Raw genomic sequence first — 16874 nt, forward strand, 5'->3', positions numbered from 1 at the left:
GCGAAGTCTTACCGATTAGGGTCATCGATCATGGGGCACATCGAGGCAGTCAGCCGTAGCGGTGAGTACACGTTCACCAAACCGAACGAGGACGCCATCCGGCTCGTCGCCGGGCTCGGGGTCGAGGGCGACGTCCACGCGGGCGAGCTGGTCAAGCACCGCTCCCGCGTCCGCCGTGACCCCACGCAACCGAACCTGCGCCAGGTCCACCTCATGCACGCCGAACTCCACGACGAGCTCAACGCCCTCGGCCACCCCGTCACGGCGGGCGCGCTGGGCGAGAACATCACCACCCGCGGCGTCGACCTGCTCGGCCTGCCCACCGGCACCCGCCTGCACCTGGGCGCGGAGGCGGTCGTCGAGGTCACCGGCCTGCGCAACCCGTGCCCGCAGATCGACGGCTTCTCCGACGGCCTGCTCAAGCACGTGGTCGGCCGCGACGCCGAGGGCAACGTGGTGCGCAAGGCGGGCATCATGTCGATCGTCCTGGTCGGCGGCGAGGTCCGCCCCGGCGACCCGATCCGCGTGGAACTCCCCGCCACCCCGCACACCCCGCTCCAGCCGGTCTGACGGCGAACGCCGCCGACGGGAACGGGTCCCCGTCGGCGGCGTGTTCGGCCGGTCGGTGTCAGCGGAGCTTGCCGTCCCCGTGGCCGGTGGGGATGGCGAACCACTCACGCCAGCCACCGTTGGTCGGGATCGACCCCGACCAGAAGGTGGACATCACGTGCCCGCCGGCCGACGTGGCGAACAGCTGCGGCTGGTTGTTCAACATGATCATGCCGACCCGGGCCGCCCGGGAGGCGATGCCGTCGCCGAACCCGGTGGGGATGGCGAACCACTCGTGCCAGCCACCGTTGGTCGGGATGGTCCCGGACCAGAAGGTCGAGACGACCCGGCCGTCGGCGGTCGTGGTGAACAGCTGCGGCTGACCGTTGATCACGGTCGCGGTGACCGCGCTGTTCGCCCCCGCCTTGCCGTTGGCGTACCCGGTGGGGATCGCGAACCACTCACGCCAGCCACCGTTGGTCGGGATCGACCCCGACCAGAACGTCGAGATCACCTGGCCGTCCGGAGCCGTCGTGAACAGCTGCGGCTGACCGTTGATCGTCGTCGCGGTGACCACCGCGTTGGCGGAACCCTTGCCGTTCGCGTACCCGGTCGGGATCCCGAACCACTCGCGCCAGCCACCATTCGTGGTGATCGAGCCGGACCAGAACGTCGAGATCACCTGACCGTCCGGAGCGGTCGTGAACAACTGCGGCTGACCGTTGATGGTCGTAGCCGTCACCGTGGCGTTGGTCGCCGTCTTGCCGTTGGCGTAACCGGTCGGGATCGCGAACCAGCTGTGCCAACCACCGTTCGAGGTGATCGAACCGGACCAGAACGTCGAGATCACCTGACCGTCCGGAGCCGTGGTGAACAACTGCGGCTGACCGTTGATCGTCGTCGCCGTCACCACACCCGCCGACCGACCATCACCGTAACCGGTCGGGATCGCGAACCACTCGCGCCAACCACCGTTGGTCGGGATCGCCGGGTCCCAGAACGTCGAGATCACATACCCGTTCGGAGCGGTCGTGAACAGCTGCATCCGACCGTTGATCTTCGTGAAGGTCACCGACGCGTTCGCCGCCGCCACACCATCGGCATACCCGGTGGGGATGGAGAACCACTCGTGCCAACCACCGTTGGTCGTGATCGAACCCGACCAGAACGTCGACACCACATGCCCATCGGCACCCACACCGAACAACTGCGAACCGTCCGATGTGGTCACCACCGACCGCACCCCCGCCGGAGCGGCCGGCGGCGCGCCCCACAGGTGGTCGGCGATCCGGACCGCGTCCGCCGCCTCGACGCCGTAGCGGTACCGGTAGTCCGAGTGCGGGCGCTGGACGTCGGCCGCGACGTCGCCGATCGGCGCGGTGTTCCAGGAACCGTTGGGGTAGAACGCCGACATCACGTCCAGGAACTTGCCGGTCGCGTACCCGGGGTCGGTGCGCTGCGCGAACGAACCCCACGACTCCCGCTGCTGGAACAGGCCGACCGAGTCCAGGTCGCCGCCGTCCAGGTTGGCCATGCTGGTCTCGACGATGATGGTCGACACGGCGATCGCGGCGGCCCGCTGGTTGTACCCGCGGCCCTTCACCGCCTCGACCACCGCCCGGGCGCAGGACATGTTGTAGGCGTTGAGGTTGTTGCGCATCTTGTTGGTCAGCTGCGGGTTCAACGCAGTCGCGTTGGCCCCGTCCTGGCCGGTCGGGCCGCCCGGGACGCAGGGCAGCGCGGCGAACGACGCACCCACCTGCGCGGGCCACACCTCGGCCGGGTCGGACTCCTGGGCCACCGCGGGCCCGGTCAGTGCCAGCGACATCCCGCCGGCCAGCGCCGCCAGGGACAGCGCCGCGGACAGCGCACGACGTGCACGCATCGGTCTCTTCCCGTCTGTTCCGCTTGTCGCGTGCACGTCAGACCCGCTGCCGGCCGTCGTGGTGGCCGGTGGGGATGGCGAACCACTCGTGCCAGCCACCGTTCGTGGTGATCGAGCCGGACCAGAAGGTCGAGATCACGTAGCCGTTCGGCGCCGTGGTGAACAGCTGCGGCTGGTTGTTCAGCATGATCATGCCGACCCGGGCGCTCGTGGCGGCCTGACCGTTGTTGTAGCCGGTGGGCACCGCGAACCACTCGCGCCAGCCACCGTTGGTCGGGATGGAGCCGGACCAGAAGGTCGACATGACCTGGCCATCGGGAGCGGTCGTGAACAACTGCGGCTGACCGTTGATCGTCGTCATCGTCACCGCGCCCTTGGCGCCTGCCTTGCCGTTCGCGTACCCGGTCGGGATCGCGAACCACTCACGCCAGCCACCGTTGGTCGGGATCGAGCCGGACCAGAAGGTCGACATGACCTGGCCATCGGGGGCGGTGGTGAACAGCTGCGGCTGACCGTTGATCGTGGTCGCGGTGACCACCGCGTTGCCCGAAGCCTTGCCGTTGGCGAACCCGGTCGGGATGGCGAACCACTCGCGCCAGCCACCGTTCGTGGTGATCGAGCCGGACCAGAAGGTCGACATGACCTGGCCGTCGGGAGCCGTGGTGAACAGCTGCGGCTGACCGTTGATCGTCGTCGCGGTCACGGTCGCGTTGGTCGCCGTCTTGCCGTTGGCGAAGCCGGTCGGGATCGCGAACCAGCTGTGCCAACCACCGTTCGAGGTGATCGCACCGGACCAGAACGTCGAGATCACGTGCCCATCCGGAGCCGTCGTGAACAGCTGCGGCTGACCGTTGATCGTCGTCGCCGTCACCACACCGGAGGACTTGCCGTCACCGTAACCGGTCGGGATGGCGAACCACTCGTGCCAGCCGCCGTTGGTCGGGATCGATGGGTCCCAGAACGTCGAGATCACATACCCGTTGGAAGCGGTCGTGAACAGCTGCATCCGACCGTTGATCTTCGTGAAGGTCACCGACGCGTTGGGCGCGGCCACGCCATCGGCATATCCGGTCGGGATCGTGAACCAGTCGTGCCAACCGCCGTTCGTGCTGATCGACCCGGACCAGAACGTCGACACGACATGCCCGTCCGGCCCCACGCCGAACAGCTGCGAACCGTCCGACGTGGTCACCACCGACCGGACGCCCGAGGTGACGGGGTTCGCGTCGTCGACGATGCCGTTGTAGCGCAAGGGCCGGTACCCGCCGCTCTCCAGGGAGCTCCGGGACCAGGTCCGCTCGATCGCGCCCGGGTACGGCCCCTCCGGACCGCCGAAGGACGTCGACTCGTACACGACCGCGGCCGTCCGGCTGGCGTCGGTCCACCGGACGAACAGCACGACGTGCGAGTTGACCTCGTCGATCGCGTCACCGGGCTTGAGGTCGTCGAGGCTGTTCAGCCAGGTGCTGTAGTTGGGCAGCGTCCACGTGGTCGGCGAGCTCATCCCGCTGGGCGACAGGCCCCACGCCATCGAGATGAACCCCGAGCAGTCGCGCCGGTAGGTGCCGTACTCGTTGGTGTAGGTGCCGAACTGGCTGTACGGCACGCTCGCCTGGACCCAGCTGTGGGCCCGCTTGAGCACCTCCGAACGCGTGATGGTCGCGCTCGCTTGCAGATCCGCTGTCGTGACCACCTGTTGTCCGATACCCGGCTCCTGCGGTGTGATCCGGTTCTCCTCGGCCGACGCCGGCACGGCCACGGCGCCCGCCCCCACGCCCAGCACGAGCGCGCCCACCAGCAACGCCCGTCTGGCGACCTGTCCTGTCGTCCTGCTCATCTCGCTCCCCCTCGTGGGATCTGAAATCGACAACCACGAGGTTCGGCGACGCGACTGGAAGTCGGCTGCAAGCGCGACGGGCGCCGGGGCGCCGGGACCGCAGGACGCCTAGAGGTTTCCTGCAAGCGGCCTGGAAACCCGCTCGCGCCACCGCTGCGGGGTCAGGTCGGCCAGTTCCTCCCGCTCCCGCAGGCCCAGGTCGGCGGCCAGGGCGGTGGCCCGCGCCCACTGCTCGCGGGCGGCCTCCGCGTCGGTCGCCACCGTCGCGGCGGCGAGGTCGCGCAGGGTCCGCGCCTCCCACACCGGCAGGCGCAGCTCGCGCCACAGGTCCAGCGCCTCGGACAGCAGCGCCGCGGCGCCGCCCGCGTCGCCCCGGGCCAGGGCGAACTCGCCGAGCGTCCGGGTCGTCAGCGCCACCCCGAACCGGTCCTTGTGCCGCGCGCAGACGTCGCGGCAGGACTCCAGCGTGGCGGCCACGCCCTCGGTCCGCCCCGCCCGGAAGTCCGCCTTGGCCGCCGACTGGAGGGCGTACGTCGCGCCCAGGACGTCGTCGACGCCGACCAGGATCGCGTGCGCCTGCCTGCTCAACGCGCCCGCGCGGGCCAGGTCGCCGGTCGCGCGGTGGCACAGGCTCAACCCCCGCAACGCGAGCGCCTCGCCGCGCACGTCCCCCAGCTCCCGGTACAGCTCGACGCACCGGCCCAACGCGGTCGTCGCGGCGTCGAGGTCGCCCTGGTCGCGCAGGATCGCGCCGAGCCCGTACTCGGCGGCGACGACCACGCCCGGGTCGCCCGAGCCGATCGCGGCGGTCAGGCTCTCCCGCGCCTGCGCGAGCCGCCCCAGGTCGCGCAGCACCGTGCCGATGCCCAGGTGCGCCACGCCTTCGATCGCGCGCTCGCCGACGGCCGTGGCGATCTCCAGCGCGGAGGTGAACTGCTCCAGGGACGCGGCGAAGTCGTCGCGTTCGTAGAACAGCTGCCCCAGGCCCGCCCGGACGGTCGCCTCGGCGGTCCGGTCGCCCGACCGCACGGCCGCGTCGAGGGCGGCGCGGTGCGTGCGCTGCCACCCGTCGAACTCGTTGCGCACCGCGAAGGGCGACGACAGCATCGCGGCGATCAACGTCGTGCTCAGCTCGTCGATGCCCAGGTCGTGACCGCGTTCGACGGCCCGCACGATGGTCTTGGTCTCCGAGGTCAGCCACCCCATCGGGTCGGCCGCCGCCTCGTCGGTCAGCCGCGGGTCCACCTCGGCGTCGCCCGCGCGCACCGGCGGCGTCAGGCCCACCGTGACCCGCGGCAGGCGGGCCGCGCTGGTCTCCACCAGCGCCATCCAGGTCAGCAGCGCCCGCCGCAACGCGTCCGCCACCACGTCCGCGGGTTCCTCGCGCTCCGCCCGCTCCACGCCGAACAGCTGGACCAGGTCGTGGAAGGAGTACCGGATGCGGCCCAGCACGTCGACGCCCATGACGTCCAGCAGCCGCAGGTCGACCAGCTCCTCGACGACGTCCTCGGCCCCCTCGAGGTCGATGTCCAGCAGCGGCGCGGCGAGCCAGGCGCCGAAGTCCGGGAGGTCGAGCAGGGCCAGCAGGTGGAACAGCCGCCGCTGCCGGCCGTCCAGCTCGGCGTACCCGACCTCGAGGCTGGCCCGCAGCGCGAGGTCGCCGACCGACAGCTCGTCGAGTCTTCGGTGCTCGTGCGACAGGCGGGCCGCCAGCGCGGACAGCGGCCAGTGCGCCCGGGCCAGCAGCTTGGCGCCGGCCACGCGGATGGCCAGCGGGATGCCACCGCACAGCCGCGCGATCGACGCCGCGACCTCCGGCTCCGCGTCCACCCGCTCGTCGCCGATGATGCGGCGCAGCATCTCCACCGACGCCTCGACCGACAGCAGGCCGAGCTCGACCGGGGTCGCCCCGGCCAGCCCGGTCAGGCGCGACCGGCTGGTGATCAGGACCAGGCTGTGCCCGGAGGCGGGCAGCAGCCGGCGCACCTGGTGCTCGGCGCGCACGTCGTCCAGCACGATGATCAGCCGCTTGGTCGCGGTGGTCATCCGGTACAGCTCGGCGCGCTCGTCCTCGCTGTCGGGCAGGTCCGCGCTCGGCGCGCCCAAGGCGCGCAGGAAGCGACCCAGCAATTCCCGGCTGTCGACCGTGCGGCCCGCCTCGCGCAGGTTCACGAACAGCTGGCCGTCGGGGTAGCTGCGGGACAGCACGTGCGCGCAGCGCACCGCGAGCGTGGACTTGCCGGCGCCACCCGCCCCGGACACCACGACGACGCGCACCGCGGACCGCTCACCGTCCCGGGCCAGCGCCAGCACGCGGTCGACCTGCTCGCGGCGGCCCACGAAGTCGGCGAGGTCCGGGGGCAGCTGGTTGGGCACCACTCGCGGCCGGACCTCGGGCGCCGGCCGTTTCGTCAGGGTGGCGGTGGCCGACCCGGTGGTCCGGTAGGTGCCGTCCAGGATCTGCGCGTGGACCTGCCGCAGCGCGGTGCCCGGTTCGACCCCCAGTTCCGCCACCAGGTGCTCGCGCCCGTCGCGGAACACGGCCAGCGCGTCACCCCGCCGCCCGCTCAGGTACAGCGCCTGCATCAGCAGCGCCCGCGCCTCCTCGCGCAGCGGGTGGGCCGCCGACACGGCGGTCATCCGGGACACCACCGCGGCGACCCGGCCCAGCGCCAGGTTGCAGCGGGCCAGCCCCTCCTCGGCGGACAGCCGGTCGTCCTGCAACGAGTCGGCGCGCACCCGCGCGAACCGGGCGGGCACCCCGTCGAACGCGACGAGCCCGCGCCACTCCTCCAGCGCCTCGCGGTACCCCCGCGCCGCACCCGCCTCGTCACCGGCCCGCTCGGCCCGCGACGCCTCCCGGAGGTGCCGGGCGAAGCGCACCAGGTCCACGTCCTCGGGGTCCACGTCCAGCGCGTAACCCGGCGCGCGCGTCGCCAGGCTGCGCTGGTCGCCGACGGCCGCGAACCCGCGGCGCAGGCTCGACACGTAGGTGTGCACCAACGACGCCGCGGTCTGCGGCGGGTTGTCGTCCCACACCAGGTCCACCAGCCGCTCGACGGACACGACCCGGCCCGGTTCGAGGGCCAACGCGGCCAGCAACGTCCTCGGCTTCGGTCCCCCCAGGTTCGCTACCCCCTTGTCCGACACCGCTTCGATCGGTCCCAGTGCAGCGATCCGCACACAGCCCCCCGGTCAACTGGTCGGACGACAAGTATCCGCCGGACCACTAACACTCCTCTCACACCCGGCCCGCGCCTTCGGTCCTCCGAATCCCCGGCTACCGTCCCGATCATGGACCTCAGCGGAACCACCGTCCTGGTCACCGGCGCCAGCGGCGGGATCGGAGCAGGCATCGCGCGGCGGTTCGCCCAGGCCGGCGCGACCGTCGTCCCGCACGCCCACTCGGCCGAGGGTGACTTCGTGCGCGCCGACCTGACCGACGAGTCCGCGTGCCACGACCTGGTCACCGAAGCCGTCCGCCGCGCTGGAAGGCTCGACGCCGTGGTCAACTGCGCGGGCGTCCAGCCGGACCAGGACCTCGACGGCATGACCGTCGCCGACTGGCGCGCGGTCGTGGACACCAACGTGCTCAGCGCCTTCGCCGTCACCCAGGCGGCGGCGCGGGTGATGCGCGGGACGGGCGGCTCGATCACGCACATCGCGTCCATCCAGGGCACCCAACCCGCCGCCGGGCACGCGCACTACTGCGCCTCGAAGGCCGCGCTGATCATGCACGCCCGGTCCGCGGCACTGGAGTACGGCCGTTTCGGCATCCGGGTCAACACCGTGTCACCGGGCTTGGTCGACCGCCCCGGTCTAGCCGACGCGTGGCCGGAGGGTGTTCAGCGCTGGCACGCCGCCGCACCCCTCGGCCGACTCGGCACCCCCGAGGACGTCGGCGACGCGTGCGTCTTCCTGGCCTCGCCGTTCGCCCGCTGGATCACCGGGCACGACCTCGTGGTGGACGGAGGGGTCAGCGCGCGGCCGACCTGGTGATGGAGGTGAAATGTGTTGGACGATCGCGATGTTCCGGGCGGTTTTTCTCCGCGATCGTCCAACACATTTGATATGTCACTCCGCCAGGATCGGCTGGGCGATCGCGAACGCGCGGTTGGCGGCCGGGACCCCGGCGTAGACGGCGACCTGGAGCAGGACCTCGCCGATCTCGTCGCGGGTCAGGCCGTTGCGGAGGGCGGCGCGGATGTGCATGGCCAGTTCGGCGTCGTGGCCGAGGGTGGCGAGGACCGCGAGCGTGACGCACGACCGGGTGGGCCGGTCGAGACCGGGCCGGGTCCAGATCTCGCCCCAGGCGTAGCGGGTGATGAAGTCCTGGAAGTCGGCGGTGAACCCGTCCGTCCGCGCGACAGCCCGGTCCACGTGCTTATCACCGAGCACCTCGCGCCGCACCCGCATACCTTGGTCCCGCCGCACCGCATCACCGCCACCCGCTTCGCCGGCCGCGCCGCCGCCCAGGCCCGCCAGATCCTCGCCGCCGGCCCCGCTCCCGCCCACCGCGCCACCGCCGGCCGCACCCACGCCGGCCGCACTCCCGCCAGCCGCACCCGCGCCGGCGGCACCCGCGCCGGCCGCGGCGGCATCGGCCGCGCCACCCGCCGTACTCCCGCCGGCACCGTCCTCGCCCGCCGCGCTCGCGCCGAGTTCGACCTCGCCTCCCAAGTCGTCCGTGGTCATCGGGCGACCAGGTGGTCCAGGAGGATGCGGCTCACCGCGTCCGGGGCCTCGACGTTGGCCAGGTGGGCGGCCTCGACCTCGTGCAGCACCGCGCCCGGCACCGAGTCGGCGATGAGGCGTTGCTGGTCGGGTGGGGTGGCGAGGTCGTACTTGCCGGAGATGACCGCCGTCGGGGCCTCGATCGCCGGGAGGACCGAGCGGAGGTCCAGGGCGGCCAGGGCGTCGCAGCAGGAGGCGTAGGACTCGTCATCCACAGTGGACAGCTCGCCTTCGAAAGCGCGGATCACCTCGGGGTTGCGGGTGGCGTAGGTGGGGGTGAACCAGCGGGAGACCGCCAGCCCCGCGATCGATGCGGTGCCGGAGGCGCGGACCGTCGCCGCGCGGTCGTGCCAAGGCTGGGCCGAGGGGAAGGCGGCGGTGGTGCAGCACAGGACCAGGCGGTCCACGCGTTCCGGGGCGTGGCCCGCGAGCCACATGCCGACCATCGCTCCCAGGGAGACGCCCGCATAGGAAACGCGCGCCAGGCCCAGGGTGTCCAGGAGTTCCAGGACGTCGTCGCCGAGGTCGTCCAGGCGGTACGGGCCGGGCACCGGTCGGGTGCCGCCATGACCGCGGTGGTCGTAGCGCAGGACGCGGAAGTGCCGGGTCAGGGCCGGGAGTTGGGCGTCCCACAGGGTCGTGGTGGTGCCCAGGGAGTTGCCCAGGACCAGGACCGGCGCGTCCGCTGGGCCGGTCAGCTCGTGGTGCGGTTTCACCGGCCCGGCCTCCCCCGGTGGGCGGCCAGCGCCCGGTCGACGAACTCGCCGGCGCTGCCGATGTAGCCGGCCGGGTCCAAGGCCTCGGCGATCTCCTCGACGGACAGGTCGATGCGCAGGTCCGCCTCCAGCGCCTCGCGCAGCGAACGGCCGGACAGGACCGCCGCGCGGCACACCTCGGCGACCAGGTCCTGGGCCTCCGCGCGGCCGATGCGGGCCGCCAGGCGGACGGCCACGTTCTCCGCCATGAGCAGGCCTCCGGTCAATTCGAGGTTGTGCCGCATGCGGTCGGGGTCGACGCGCAGGCGGGACAGCAGTTCGCGGACGCCGCGCACCGCGCCGCCGACCAGGCGCAGCAGCTCGGTGACGGTCTGCCACTCGCTGTGCCACGCGCCCACCGCCCGCTCGTGCTCCTGCGCCATCGCCGACAGCACGGTCGAGACCAGCGCGGGTACGCGGCGGGCGCAGGCGTTGACCAGGACCGCGCGCACCGGGTTGTGCTTGTGCGGCATGGCCGACGACGTGCCGCCCTCGGCCTCGGCGACCTCCGCGACCTCGGTCTGGGCCAGCAGCACGACGTCCTGCGCGATCTTGGCCAGGACACCGGACACCACGCCGAGACCGCCGGCGAGTTCGGCGACGCGGGTGCGGTTGGTGTGCCACGGGATCAGCGGCGCGGCCAGGCCGAGTTCGGCGGCCAGCTGGTCGATCAGGCTCGGGTCGTTGACCGCGGCCAGGGTGCCCGCCGCGCCGCCGAACTGGACGGCCAGGCGCTCCTCGCGGACGCGGGTCAGGTGGTCCACGGCCTCGTCCACGGCGACCAGCCAGCCCGCGCACTTGAGGCCGAACGTGGTGGGCAGCGCGTGCTGGGCCAGGGTCCGGCCGGCGATGAGGGTGTCGCGGTGGCGTTGCGCCAGGCGCTCGCACTCCTTGGCCACCCCGCGCAGGCCGGACAGGACCGGCCCCAGGGCGCGGTGGGCCACCAGGGACAGGGCGGTGTCCAGGACGTCCTGGCTGGTGGCGCCGTTGTGCACGGCGGCCTTGCCCTCGGAGGTGACGTGCGCGCCGATCGCCCGGACCAGCGGGACGACCGGGGTGCCGGAGGTCAGCGCGCCCGCGCCCAGCTCGGCCGGGTCGTAGTGGCCGACGTCGATCGCCGTCACGACCATCCGCGCCGCCGCCTCGGACACGATGCCCGCGCGGGCCTGCACGATCGCCAGCGCGCGTTCGAAGTCGAGCATCGCCCGCAGCCACGCGGAATCGCTGATCTCGGCCTCGACGGCCGGGTCGGTGAACAACGGGCCGAACAGGTCAGACGTCGAAGAAGACGGTTTCATGCTCCCCTTGCAGCCGGATGTCGAAGTGGTAGCCGTACGGGGTGGCGGCGGCGATCAGGGTCGCCCGCGCGGCCGGGTCCAGGGCGGTCAGGACCGGGTCGTGGGCGTTGGCCTGTTCGTCCGGGAAGTAGATCCGGGTGACCAGGCGCACCAGCACGCCCCGGCAGAACAGCGACACGTCCAGGTGGGGCGCCTCCCATCCCCCGTCGCCGGTCGGCAGCGGGCCGGGCTTCACGGTCAGCACACCGTAGCGGCCGTCGGCGTCGGTCGCGCACCGGCCGAAGCCGCGGAAGTCCTTCCAGCGCACCGCGCCGCGCGGGTCGTCGGGGTGGTCGAAGCGGCCGTCCGGGTCGGCCTGCCAGGTCTCGACCACGGCGTCGGGCACGGGGTCGCCGCGGCCGTCCAGGACGCTGCCCTCGACGCGGAACGCGCCGGGCGTGCCGTCGGGGACCACGAACGGGCCGTCCGCCCACGGCAGGCCGATGCCGAAGAACGGGCCGACCGTCTGGGAGGGGGTGGTGATCAACGACGGCGTGGTGGTGAGCGGCTCACTCATCGTCGTCCTCCTCCTCCAGCGGCGTGGGGGTCTTGCCGCGCAGCACGATGTCCCACTGGTAGCCCAGCGCCCACTCCGGGACGGTGGTGTCCAGGTCGAAGCGGGCGACCATCGCCTCCCGGGCCTTCGGGTCGCGCACCGAGTTGTAGATCGGGTCCTGGAAGAACAGCGGGTCGCCCGGGAAGTACATCTGGGTGATCAGGCGCTGGGTGAACGCCGTGCCGAACAGCGAGAAGTGGATGTGCGCCGGTCGCCAGGCGTTGTCGTGGTTGCGCCACGGGTAGGCGCCGGGGTGGATGGTGGTGAACCGGTAGCGGCCCTCGGCGTCGGTGAGGGTGCGGCCCACGCCGGTGAAGTTCGGGTCCAGCGGCGCGGGGTGGCGGTCGCCGTCGTGGCGGTAGCGGCCACCCGCGTTGGCCTGCCACACCTCCACCAGCGTGCCCGGGACGGGGCGTCCGTCGCCGTCGAGGACCCGGCCGGAGACGATGATCCGCTGGCCCTGCGGCTCGCCGTCGTGACCCGCGGTGAGGTCGTTGTCGTGCGGGCCGACCCGGCCCTCGCCCAGCAGCGGCCCGGTGATCTCGCCCAGGCGGTGCGGCAGGAGCACCAGCGGCCGGTTCGGGGCGCGCAGGGCGTTGGAGCGGTAGTCGGGCCAGCGCACCGGCGGCTGGGACTCCGGGTCCCGCCGGTACTGCGGCGTGGTCTGCGAGGGCACCGCCGGTCTCCCGTCCGTCGAGGTTTCCAAGATCGAACGTAGGGACCGCGGCCGGCGGCGGTCAACGGAGACTTCCACTCACCGGAAGACCAACCCCTGACCGGTGAACCGCGCACGACCCCTACGTTCTGAACCAGACCCGCCCGGCGACCGAACAGCCAAGTGTCCGCACGCTCGCCGAGGAAAGGGATCGAGCATGTCCTCCACACCGCTCACCAGGCGCCGAACGACGCGCGCGACCGCCGCGCTCGCCGTGGTCGGCGTCGCGGCCACCGCCGCCGGCCTGGTCGGCGCGCCGAGTCCGGCGGGCGCGTCGAGCCACCGGGAGGCGCCGCTGATCGCCGGCGACCCGGCGGTCGACAACACCGACGTCTACGCGTTCGTCAGCCCCGACCACCAGGACACCGTCACGCTGATCGCGAACTTCGCGCCGTTCTCCGAGCCCAACGGCGGCCCGAACTTCTACCCGTTCGCGACCGACGCCCGCTACGACATCAACGTCGACAACGACGGTGACGCCAAGGCCGACCTCACCTACCGGTTCACCTTCCAGACCGAGGACAAGCGCGGGAAGTCGACCTTCCTCTACAACAACGGCGTCGTCACCACGCTCGACGACGAGAACCTGCTGTTCCGCCAGTACTACACGCTCGAAGTCGTCGACGAGCGCGGCAACGCCAAGAAGCTGGTGCAGCGCGGCAAGGTCGCGCCGTCCAACACCGGGCCGAAGTCCATGCCGGACTACGGCGTGCTGCGCGACCAGGCGATCACCGCTGTGCCCGGCGGGGCGCGGGCGTTCGTCGGGCAGGCCGACGACCCGTTCTTCCTGGACCTGCGGGTGTTCGACCTGCTGTACGGGGCGGACCTGTCCGAGGTCGGCCAGGACACGCTGCGCGGGTACAACGCCAACACCATCGCCTTGCAGGTGCCCAAGAACTGGTTGGCGCTCAAGGGCGACGCCAAGCGCAACCCCGTGATCGGGGTGTGGGGCGACACCGAGCGCCGGTCGATGGAGCTGAGCCCCGGCCGCTACCGGGCGCACGGCGACTGGGTGCAGGTGTCGCGGCTGGGCAACCCGCTGGTCAACGAGGTCGTGGTGCCGGCGGCGCTGAAGGACGCGTTCAACTCGCTCACGCCCGACCAGGACGCCAAGGTCAAGGAGCTGGTGGACCGGGTCACCACGCCCGAGCTGCCGCAACTGGTCGAGCAGATCTACAAGATCCCCGCGCCCAAGGGCAAGCGGGACGACCTGGTGGAGATCTTCCTGACCGGCATCACCACCAAGCTCGGCGGTCCCATCAAGGCCGACCTGAACTCGCAGCTCAACAACGCCGACGTGAACCCGAAGCGGTTCGTGCCCTCCGAGCAGCTGCGGCTGAACATGGGTGTCGCGGTGTCGGGCGACCAGAACCGGCTGGGCGTGCTGGCCAAGGACAACCAGGGCTTCCCCAACGGCCGGCGGCTGACCGACGACGTGGTGGACATCGGGTTGCAGGCGCTGGAGGGCGCGGCGGTCAACGGGGTCGTCGAGGGGCTGGCGGCCGGCGACAAGGTGGACGCCAACGAGAACGCGTTCGGCAAGCAGTTCCCGTACGTGGCGCTGCCGAACAACACCGCGGTCAACGCCGGTGGCGACGCGGTGGCGATCAAGCCGACAGCGGGCGGGTCGATGCCGACCGCTCCGCTGTGGGGCGGACTGCTCGCGGTCCTGCTGATCGGCGCGGGTTTCTGGGTGTTCCGGAACCGCGCCCGGCAGACCGCCTCCCCGACCGAGTAGTCCGCGCACGCCCGGCGGGGACGCGCACCTCCCCGCCGGGTCCCCCTTCTCCCCGGAGGTCTTCCGCATGATCCGGCTCGTCGCCGTCACGGCCATCGTCGGCGGGATCGCTCTCCTGGTCACCGCCGTGTCCGCGCTGTCCACACCGGACGCCAACCCGCCGCCCGCGCCGGCCGCGGTCGAGTCCGCCCTGCACCGCACCATCTCCGCCGCCCGGGACAAGCTGCGCCGCACACCGTCCGACGCCCGCACGTGGGCGTCGCTGGGCACCGCGTACGTCGAGCAGGCCCGCGTGACCGGCGACCCCTCCTACTACACCAAGGCCCTGGGCGCGCTGGACGAATCGCTCAAGCACCACCCCGACAACGGCTGGGCGCTGGTCGGCCTGGGCGCGCTCGCCAACGCCCGCCACGACTTCGCCGCCGCCCGCGACCTGGCACAACGCGCGGCGACCGTGCTGCCCGACACCGCCGAGGTGTACGGGGTGCTGGCCGACGCGCAGACCCAGCTCGGGGTGGAGGCGACCGCGACCGTGCAGCGGATGCTGGACCTGGAACCCGGCGTGCCGTCGTTCACCCGGGCCGCGTACGACTTGGAGCAGCGCGGCGACGTCGAGGGCGCCCGGTCGGCGCTGGAGCGGGCTTTGGAGGCGGCCGTGGTGCCCGCCGAAGTGGTGTTCTGCCGGTACCACCTGGGTGAGCTGGCCTTCGACAACGGCCGGCTGGACGACGCGGAGGCGCAGTACGAGCAGGGGCTGCTGGTCGACCCCCGGGACGTGATGTTGTTGCAGGGCAAGGCGAAGGTCGCCGCTGCTCGTGGACGGATCGACGAGGCGATCGGGGGTTATCGGGACCTCGTCGCGCGTGCGCCCCTGCCCCAGTTCCTGCACGAGTACGCGGTGCTGCTGCGCCGGGCCGGGCGCGGCGACGAGGCCGCGCAGCAGTTCTCCGTGCTGGACCGGCAGTTCGCGTTGCTGGCGGCGTCGGGCGGGTCGGACGACCTCGCCGCGTCCGTGGCCGCGGCGGACCGGGGTGACGCGGCCACCGCCTTGCGGCTGGCCGAGGCGGAGTGGGGCCGGCGGCAGCACGCGCTGGTGGCCGACGCTGTGGCGTGGGCGCTGCACTTGAACGGGCGGGACGCGGAGGCCTTGGAGTTCGCCACGCGCGCGGCGGCTCCGGGGTGGCGCAACGCGGTGTTCGCGTTCCACCGGGGCACGATCCTGGCCGCGTTGGGCCGGCCCGAGGCGGCGGACGTGCTGGATGAGGCGTCGCGCATCAACCCGCACTTCCCCGACGCCGGCTCGGCTCGGGCGACCCTGGCGGGGTTGCGGTGAGGTGGCTGGTCGCGGCGGTGCTCGGGCTGGGCGTGCTGCTCGGCGTGCTGCTCGGCGGTGTGGGGACGGCGGCGGCGCACCCGTTGGGCAACTTCACCGTCAACCACTACCACGGGATCACCGTGTCACCCGACCGCGTGATGGTGCGGGCGGTGGTGGACACCGCGGAGATCCCCACACTCCAGGAACGTCCGTCCGAAGTGGATGGTTATGCCGGGCGGGAGTGCGCCGCGCTGGCCGGTTCGGTGGTCGTGGAGGTGGACGGGCGGGCGGTGGCCGGGGTGGTGCGGTCCAGCGCGGTCGAGTTCCCCCTCGGTGAGGCCGGGTTGCCCACGACCCGGCTGACTTGCGAGGTCGAGGCGGGCACGTCCGGGGAGATGGTCGTGGTGCGCGACGGGTACCGGGCGGACCGGATCGGGTGGCGCGAGATGACCGCCGTGGGCGACGGGGTGGCGCTGGTCGACCCGCCGGTGCCGGCGGTGAGCGTGACCGGCGAACTGCGGAGCTACCCCGAGGACCTGCTGTCGGACCCGTTGGACGTCCGCTCGGTGACGCTGCGGGTCCGGCCGGGCGTGGGCGAGTCCGCAGCCGCCGCTGCCCCGGCCCGCGGCACGTCGCTGCTGACCCGGGCCACGACGGCGTTCACGTCGTTCGCGGGCAGCCGGGACCTGACGCCGTGGGTGGGCGCGCTGGCCGTGCTGCTGTCCCTGGTCCTGGGCGCTTCGCACGCGGCCCTGCCGGGGCACGGGAAGACGGTGATCGCGGCGTACCTGGCGGGGCGGGAGGGGACGCCGCGCGACGCGGTGGTCGTCGGGGCGACGGTCACCCTGACGCACACGGCCGGGGTGCTGGTGCTGGGGTTGGTGGTGAGCGCGGCCGGGGCGTTCGCCGGTGACGAGGTGCTGCGGTGGCTCGGCGTGGTGAGCGGGTTGGTGGTGGCCGGGATCGGAGCCGGGTTGCTGCGCTCGGCCCTTAATCGAAGGCGTGAACTGGTAAGCACCGGCCACGGCCACGGACATCCCCACGGTCACGGTCACGGTCACGGCCACTCGCACGGGCACGGCCACTCGCACGGTCACGGGCACTCGCACGGTCACGGGCATTCGCACGGGCACGGCTATCGGCTGGGTCGGGGCGGCTTGGTGGGCATGGGGATCGCCGGTGGGCTGGTGCCGAGCCCGTCCGCCCTGGTCGTGTTGCTCGGCGCGGCGGCGCTGGGGCGGACGTGGTTCGGCGTGGTGCTCGTCCTCGGCTACGGCGTGGGCATGGCCGCGACGCTGACCGCCGTCGGCCTGCTGCTGGTGCGCCTGCGCGACCGCCTCGCGGCCGTCGAACGGCTGCGCGACCGGTTCGGCGCGCTGCCCGCCCTGACCGCGGGCCTGGTACTCGTCGTCGGCGCGGGGCTGGCCGTGCGGTCGGTGCTCGGCTGACCCTC

The 16874-nt window shown here is 72.5% G+C and carries 13 protein-coding genes; 5 read left to right on the top strand and 8 right to left on the bottom strand.

Annotated elements, in window-relative coordinates:
• The first annotated feature begins 30 nt into the window (after nt 1-30).
• On the top strand, nt 31-570 hold the full coding sequence (locus WBN91_RS09690) for an MOSC domain-containing protein (protein ID WP_337723418.1): 540 nt from the start codon (nt 31-33) through the stop codon (nt 568-570).
• A 58-nt stretch (nt 571-628) separates the two neighbouring features.
• On the opposite strand, the gene WBN91_RS09695 is transcribed toward WBN91_RS09690, so the two are convergent.
• From WBN91_RS09695 to WBN91_RS09705, 3 genes are all read right to left on the bottom strand, one after another.
• Nucleotides 629-2434 (bottom strand): hypothetical protein, encoded by a 1806-nt coding sequence (locus tag WBN91_RS09695; protein ID WP_337723419.1) that lies wholly within the window; start codon nt 2432-2434, stop codon nt 629-631.
• 37 nt (nt 2435-2471) lie between these two features.
• The gene (locus WBN91_RS09700; RefSeq protein WP_337723420.1) at nt 2472-4271 is read right to left on the bottom strand and encodes a hypothetical protein; all 1800 of its coding nucleotides are present in this window, start codon (nt 4269-4271) and stop codon (nt 2472-2474) included.
• A 108-nt stretch (nt 4272-4379) separates the two neighbouring features.
• Entirely contained in the window at nt 4380-7454 is a 3075-nt protein-coding gene (locus tag WBN91_RS09705; protein ID WP_337723421.1) for an AfsR/SARP family transcriptional regulator, read from the bottom strand.
• A gap of 111 nt (nt 7455-7565) precedes the next feature.
• On the opposite strand from WBN91_RS09705, the gene WBN91_RS09710 reads away from it, so the two are divergent.
• A complete protein-coding gene (locus tag WBN91_RS09710; protein ID WP_337723423.1) occupies nt 7566-8270 on the top strand; it encodes an SDR family NAD(P)-dependent oxidoreductase in 705 nt (234 codons plus the stop codon).
• 75 nt (nt 8271-8345) lie between these two features.
• On the opposite strand, the gene pcaC is transcribed toward WBN91_RS09710, so the two are convergent.
• From pcaC to pcaH, 5 genes are all read right to left on the bottom strand, one after another.
• A complete protein-coding gene (gene pcaC / locus WBN91_RS09715) occupies nt 8346-8705 on the bottom strand; it encodes a 4-carboxymuconolactone decarboxylase (protein WP_337723439.1) in 360 nt (119 codons plus the stop codon).
• Nucleotides 8706-8962: 257 nt separating this feature from the next.
• The gene (pcaD, locus tag WBN91_RS09720; RefSeq protein WP_337723424.1) at nt 8963-9721 is read right to left on the bottom strand and encodes a 3-oxoadipate enol-lactonase; all 759 of its coding nucleotides are present in this window, start codon (nt 9719-9721) and stop codon (nt 8963-8965) included.
• Nucleotides 9718-11058, bottom strand: a complete 1341-nt coding sequence (pcaB, locus tag WBN91_RS09725; RefSeq protein WP_337723425.1) for a 3-carboxy-cis,cis-muconate cycloisomerase — start codon at nt 11056-11058, stop codon at nt 9718-9720. The genes pcaD and pcaB overlap by 4 nt, the downstream gene beginning before the upstream one ends.
• Nucleotides 11033-11614: a protocatechuate 3,4-dioxygenase subunit alpha gene (pcaG, locus tag WBN91_RS09730; protein ID WP_337723426.1), complete on the bottom strand. Its 582-nt coding sequence runs from the start codon at nt 11612-11614 to the stop codon at nt 11033-11035. Before pcaG ends, pcaB begins: the two co-directional genes overlap by 26 nt.
• Nucleotides 11607-12329 carry a protocatechuate 3,4-dioxygenase subunit beta gene (gene pcaH, locus WBN91_RS09735; protein ID WP_337723427.1) on the bottom strand — a complete coding sequence of 241 codons (723 nt, stop codon included), beginning with the start codon at nt 12327-12329 and terminating at the stop codon, nt 11607-11609. The genes pcaG and pcaH overlap by 8 nt, the downstream gene beginning before the upstream one ends.
• Nucleotides 12330-12525: 196 nt before the next feature.
• Between pcaH and WBN91_RS09740 the strand changes: the two genes are divergently transcribed.
• The 3 genes from WBN91_RS09740 (at nt 12526) to WBN91_RS09750 (ending at nt 16869) form a co-directional block, all read left to right on the top strand.
• Nucleotides 12526-14106: a DUF4331 domain-containing protein gene (locus tag WBN91_RS09740; protein ID WP_337723428.1), complete on the top strand. Its 1581-nt coding sequence runs from the start codon at nt 12526-12528 to the stop codon at nt 14104-14106.
• A 67-nt stretch (nt 14107-14173) separates the two neighbouring features.
• Nucleotides 14174-15439, top strand: a complete 1266-nt coding sequence (locus WBN91_RS09745) for a tetratricopeptide repeat protein (RefSeq protein ID WP_337723429.1) — start codon at nt 14174-14176, stop codon at nt 15437-15439.
• Nucleotides 15436-16869, top strand: coding sequence for a nickel/cobalt transporter (locus WBN91_RS09750; protein WP_337723430.1), 1434 nt, complete (start codon nt 15436-15438; stop codon nt 16867-16869). Before WBN91_RS09745 ends, WBN91_RS09750 begins: the two co-directional genes overlap by 4 nt.
• Nucleotides 16870-16874: the final 5 nt, after the last annotated feature.

The sequence above is a fragment of the Saccharothrix sp. CCNWYY140 genome, from assembly GCF_037401995.1.
Lineage (GTDB): Bacteria > Actinomycetota > Actinomycetes > Mycobacteriales > Pseudonocardiaceae > Actinosynnema.

Excerpts from the sequence above, each read along its gene's own strand:
- WBN91_RS09690 (WP_337723418.1), top strand. The coding sequence starts at position 31 with ATGGGGCACATCGAGGCAGTCAGCCGTAGCGGTGAGTACACGTTCACC.
- WBN91_RS09695 (WP_337723419.1), bottom strand. The coding sequence starts at position 2,434 with ATGCGTGCACGTCGTGCGCTGTCCGCGGCGCTGTCCCTGGCGGCGCTG.
- WBN91_RS09700 (WP_337723420.1), bottom strand. The coding sequence starts at position 4,271 with ATGAGCAGGACGACAGGACAGGTCGCCAGACGGGCGTTGCTGGTGGGC.
- WBN91_RS09710 (WP_337723423.1), top strand. The coding sequence starts at position 7,566 with ATGGACCTCAGCGGAACCACCGTCCTGGTCACCGGCGCCAGCGGCGGG.
- pcaB (WP_337723425.1), bottom strand. The coding sequence starts at position 11,058 with ATGAAACCGTCTTCTTCGACGTCTGACCTGTTCGGCCCGTTGTTCACC.
- pcaG (WP_337723426.1), bottom strand. The coding sequence starts at position 11,614 with ATGAGTGAGCCGCTCACCACCACGCCGTCGTTGATCACCACCCCCTCC.
- WBN91_RS09740 (WP_337723428.1), top strand. The coding sequence starts at position 12,526 with ATGTCCTCCACACCGCTCACCAGGCGCCGAACGACGCGCGCGACCGCC.
- WBN91_RS09745 (WP_337723429.1), top strand. The coding sequence starts at position 14,174 with ATGATCCGGCTCGTCGCCGTCACGGCCATCGTCGGCGGGATCGCTCTC.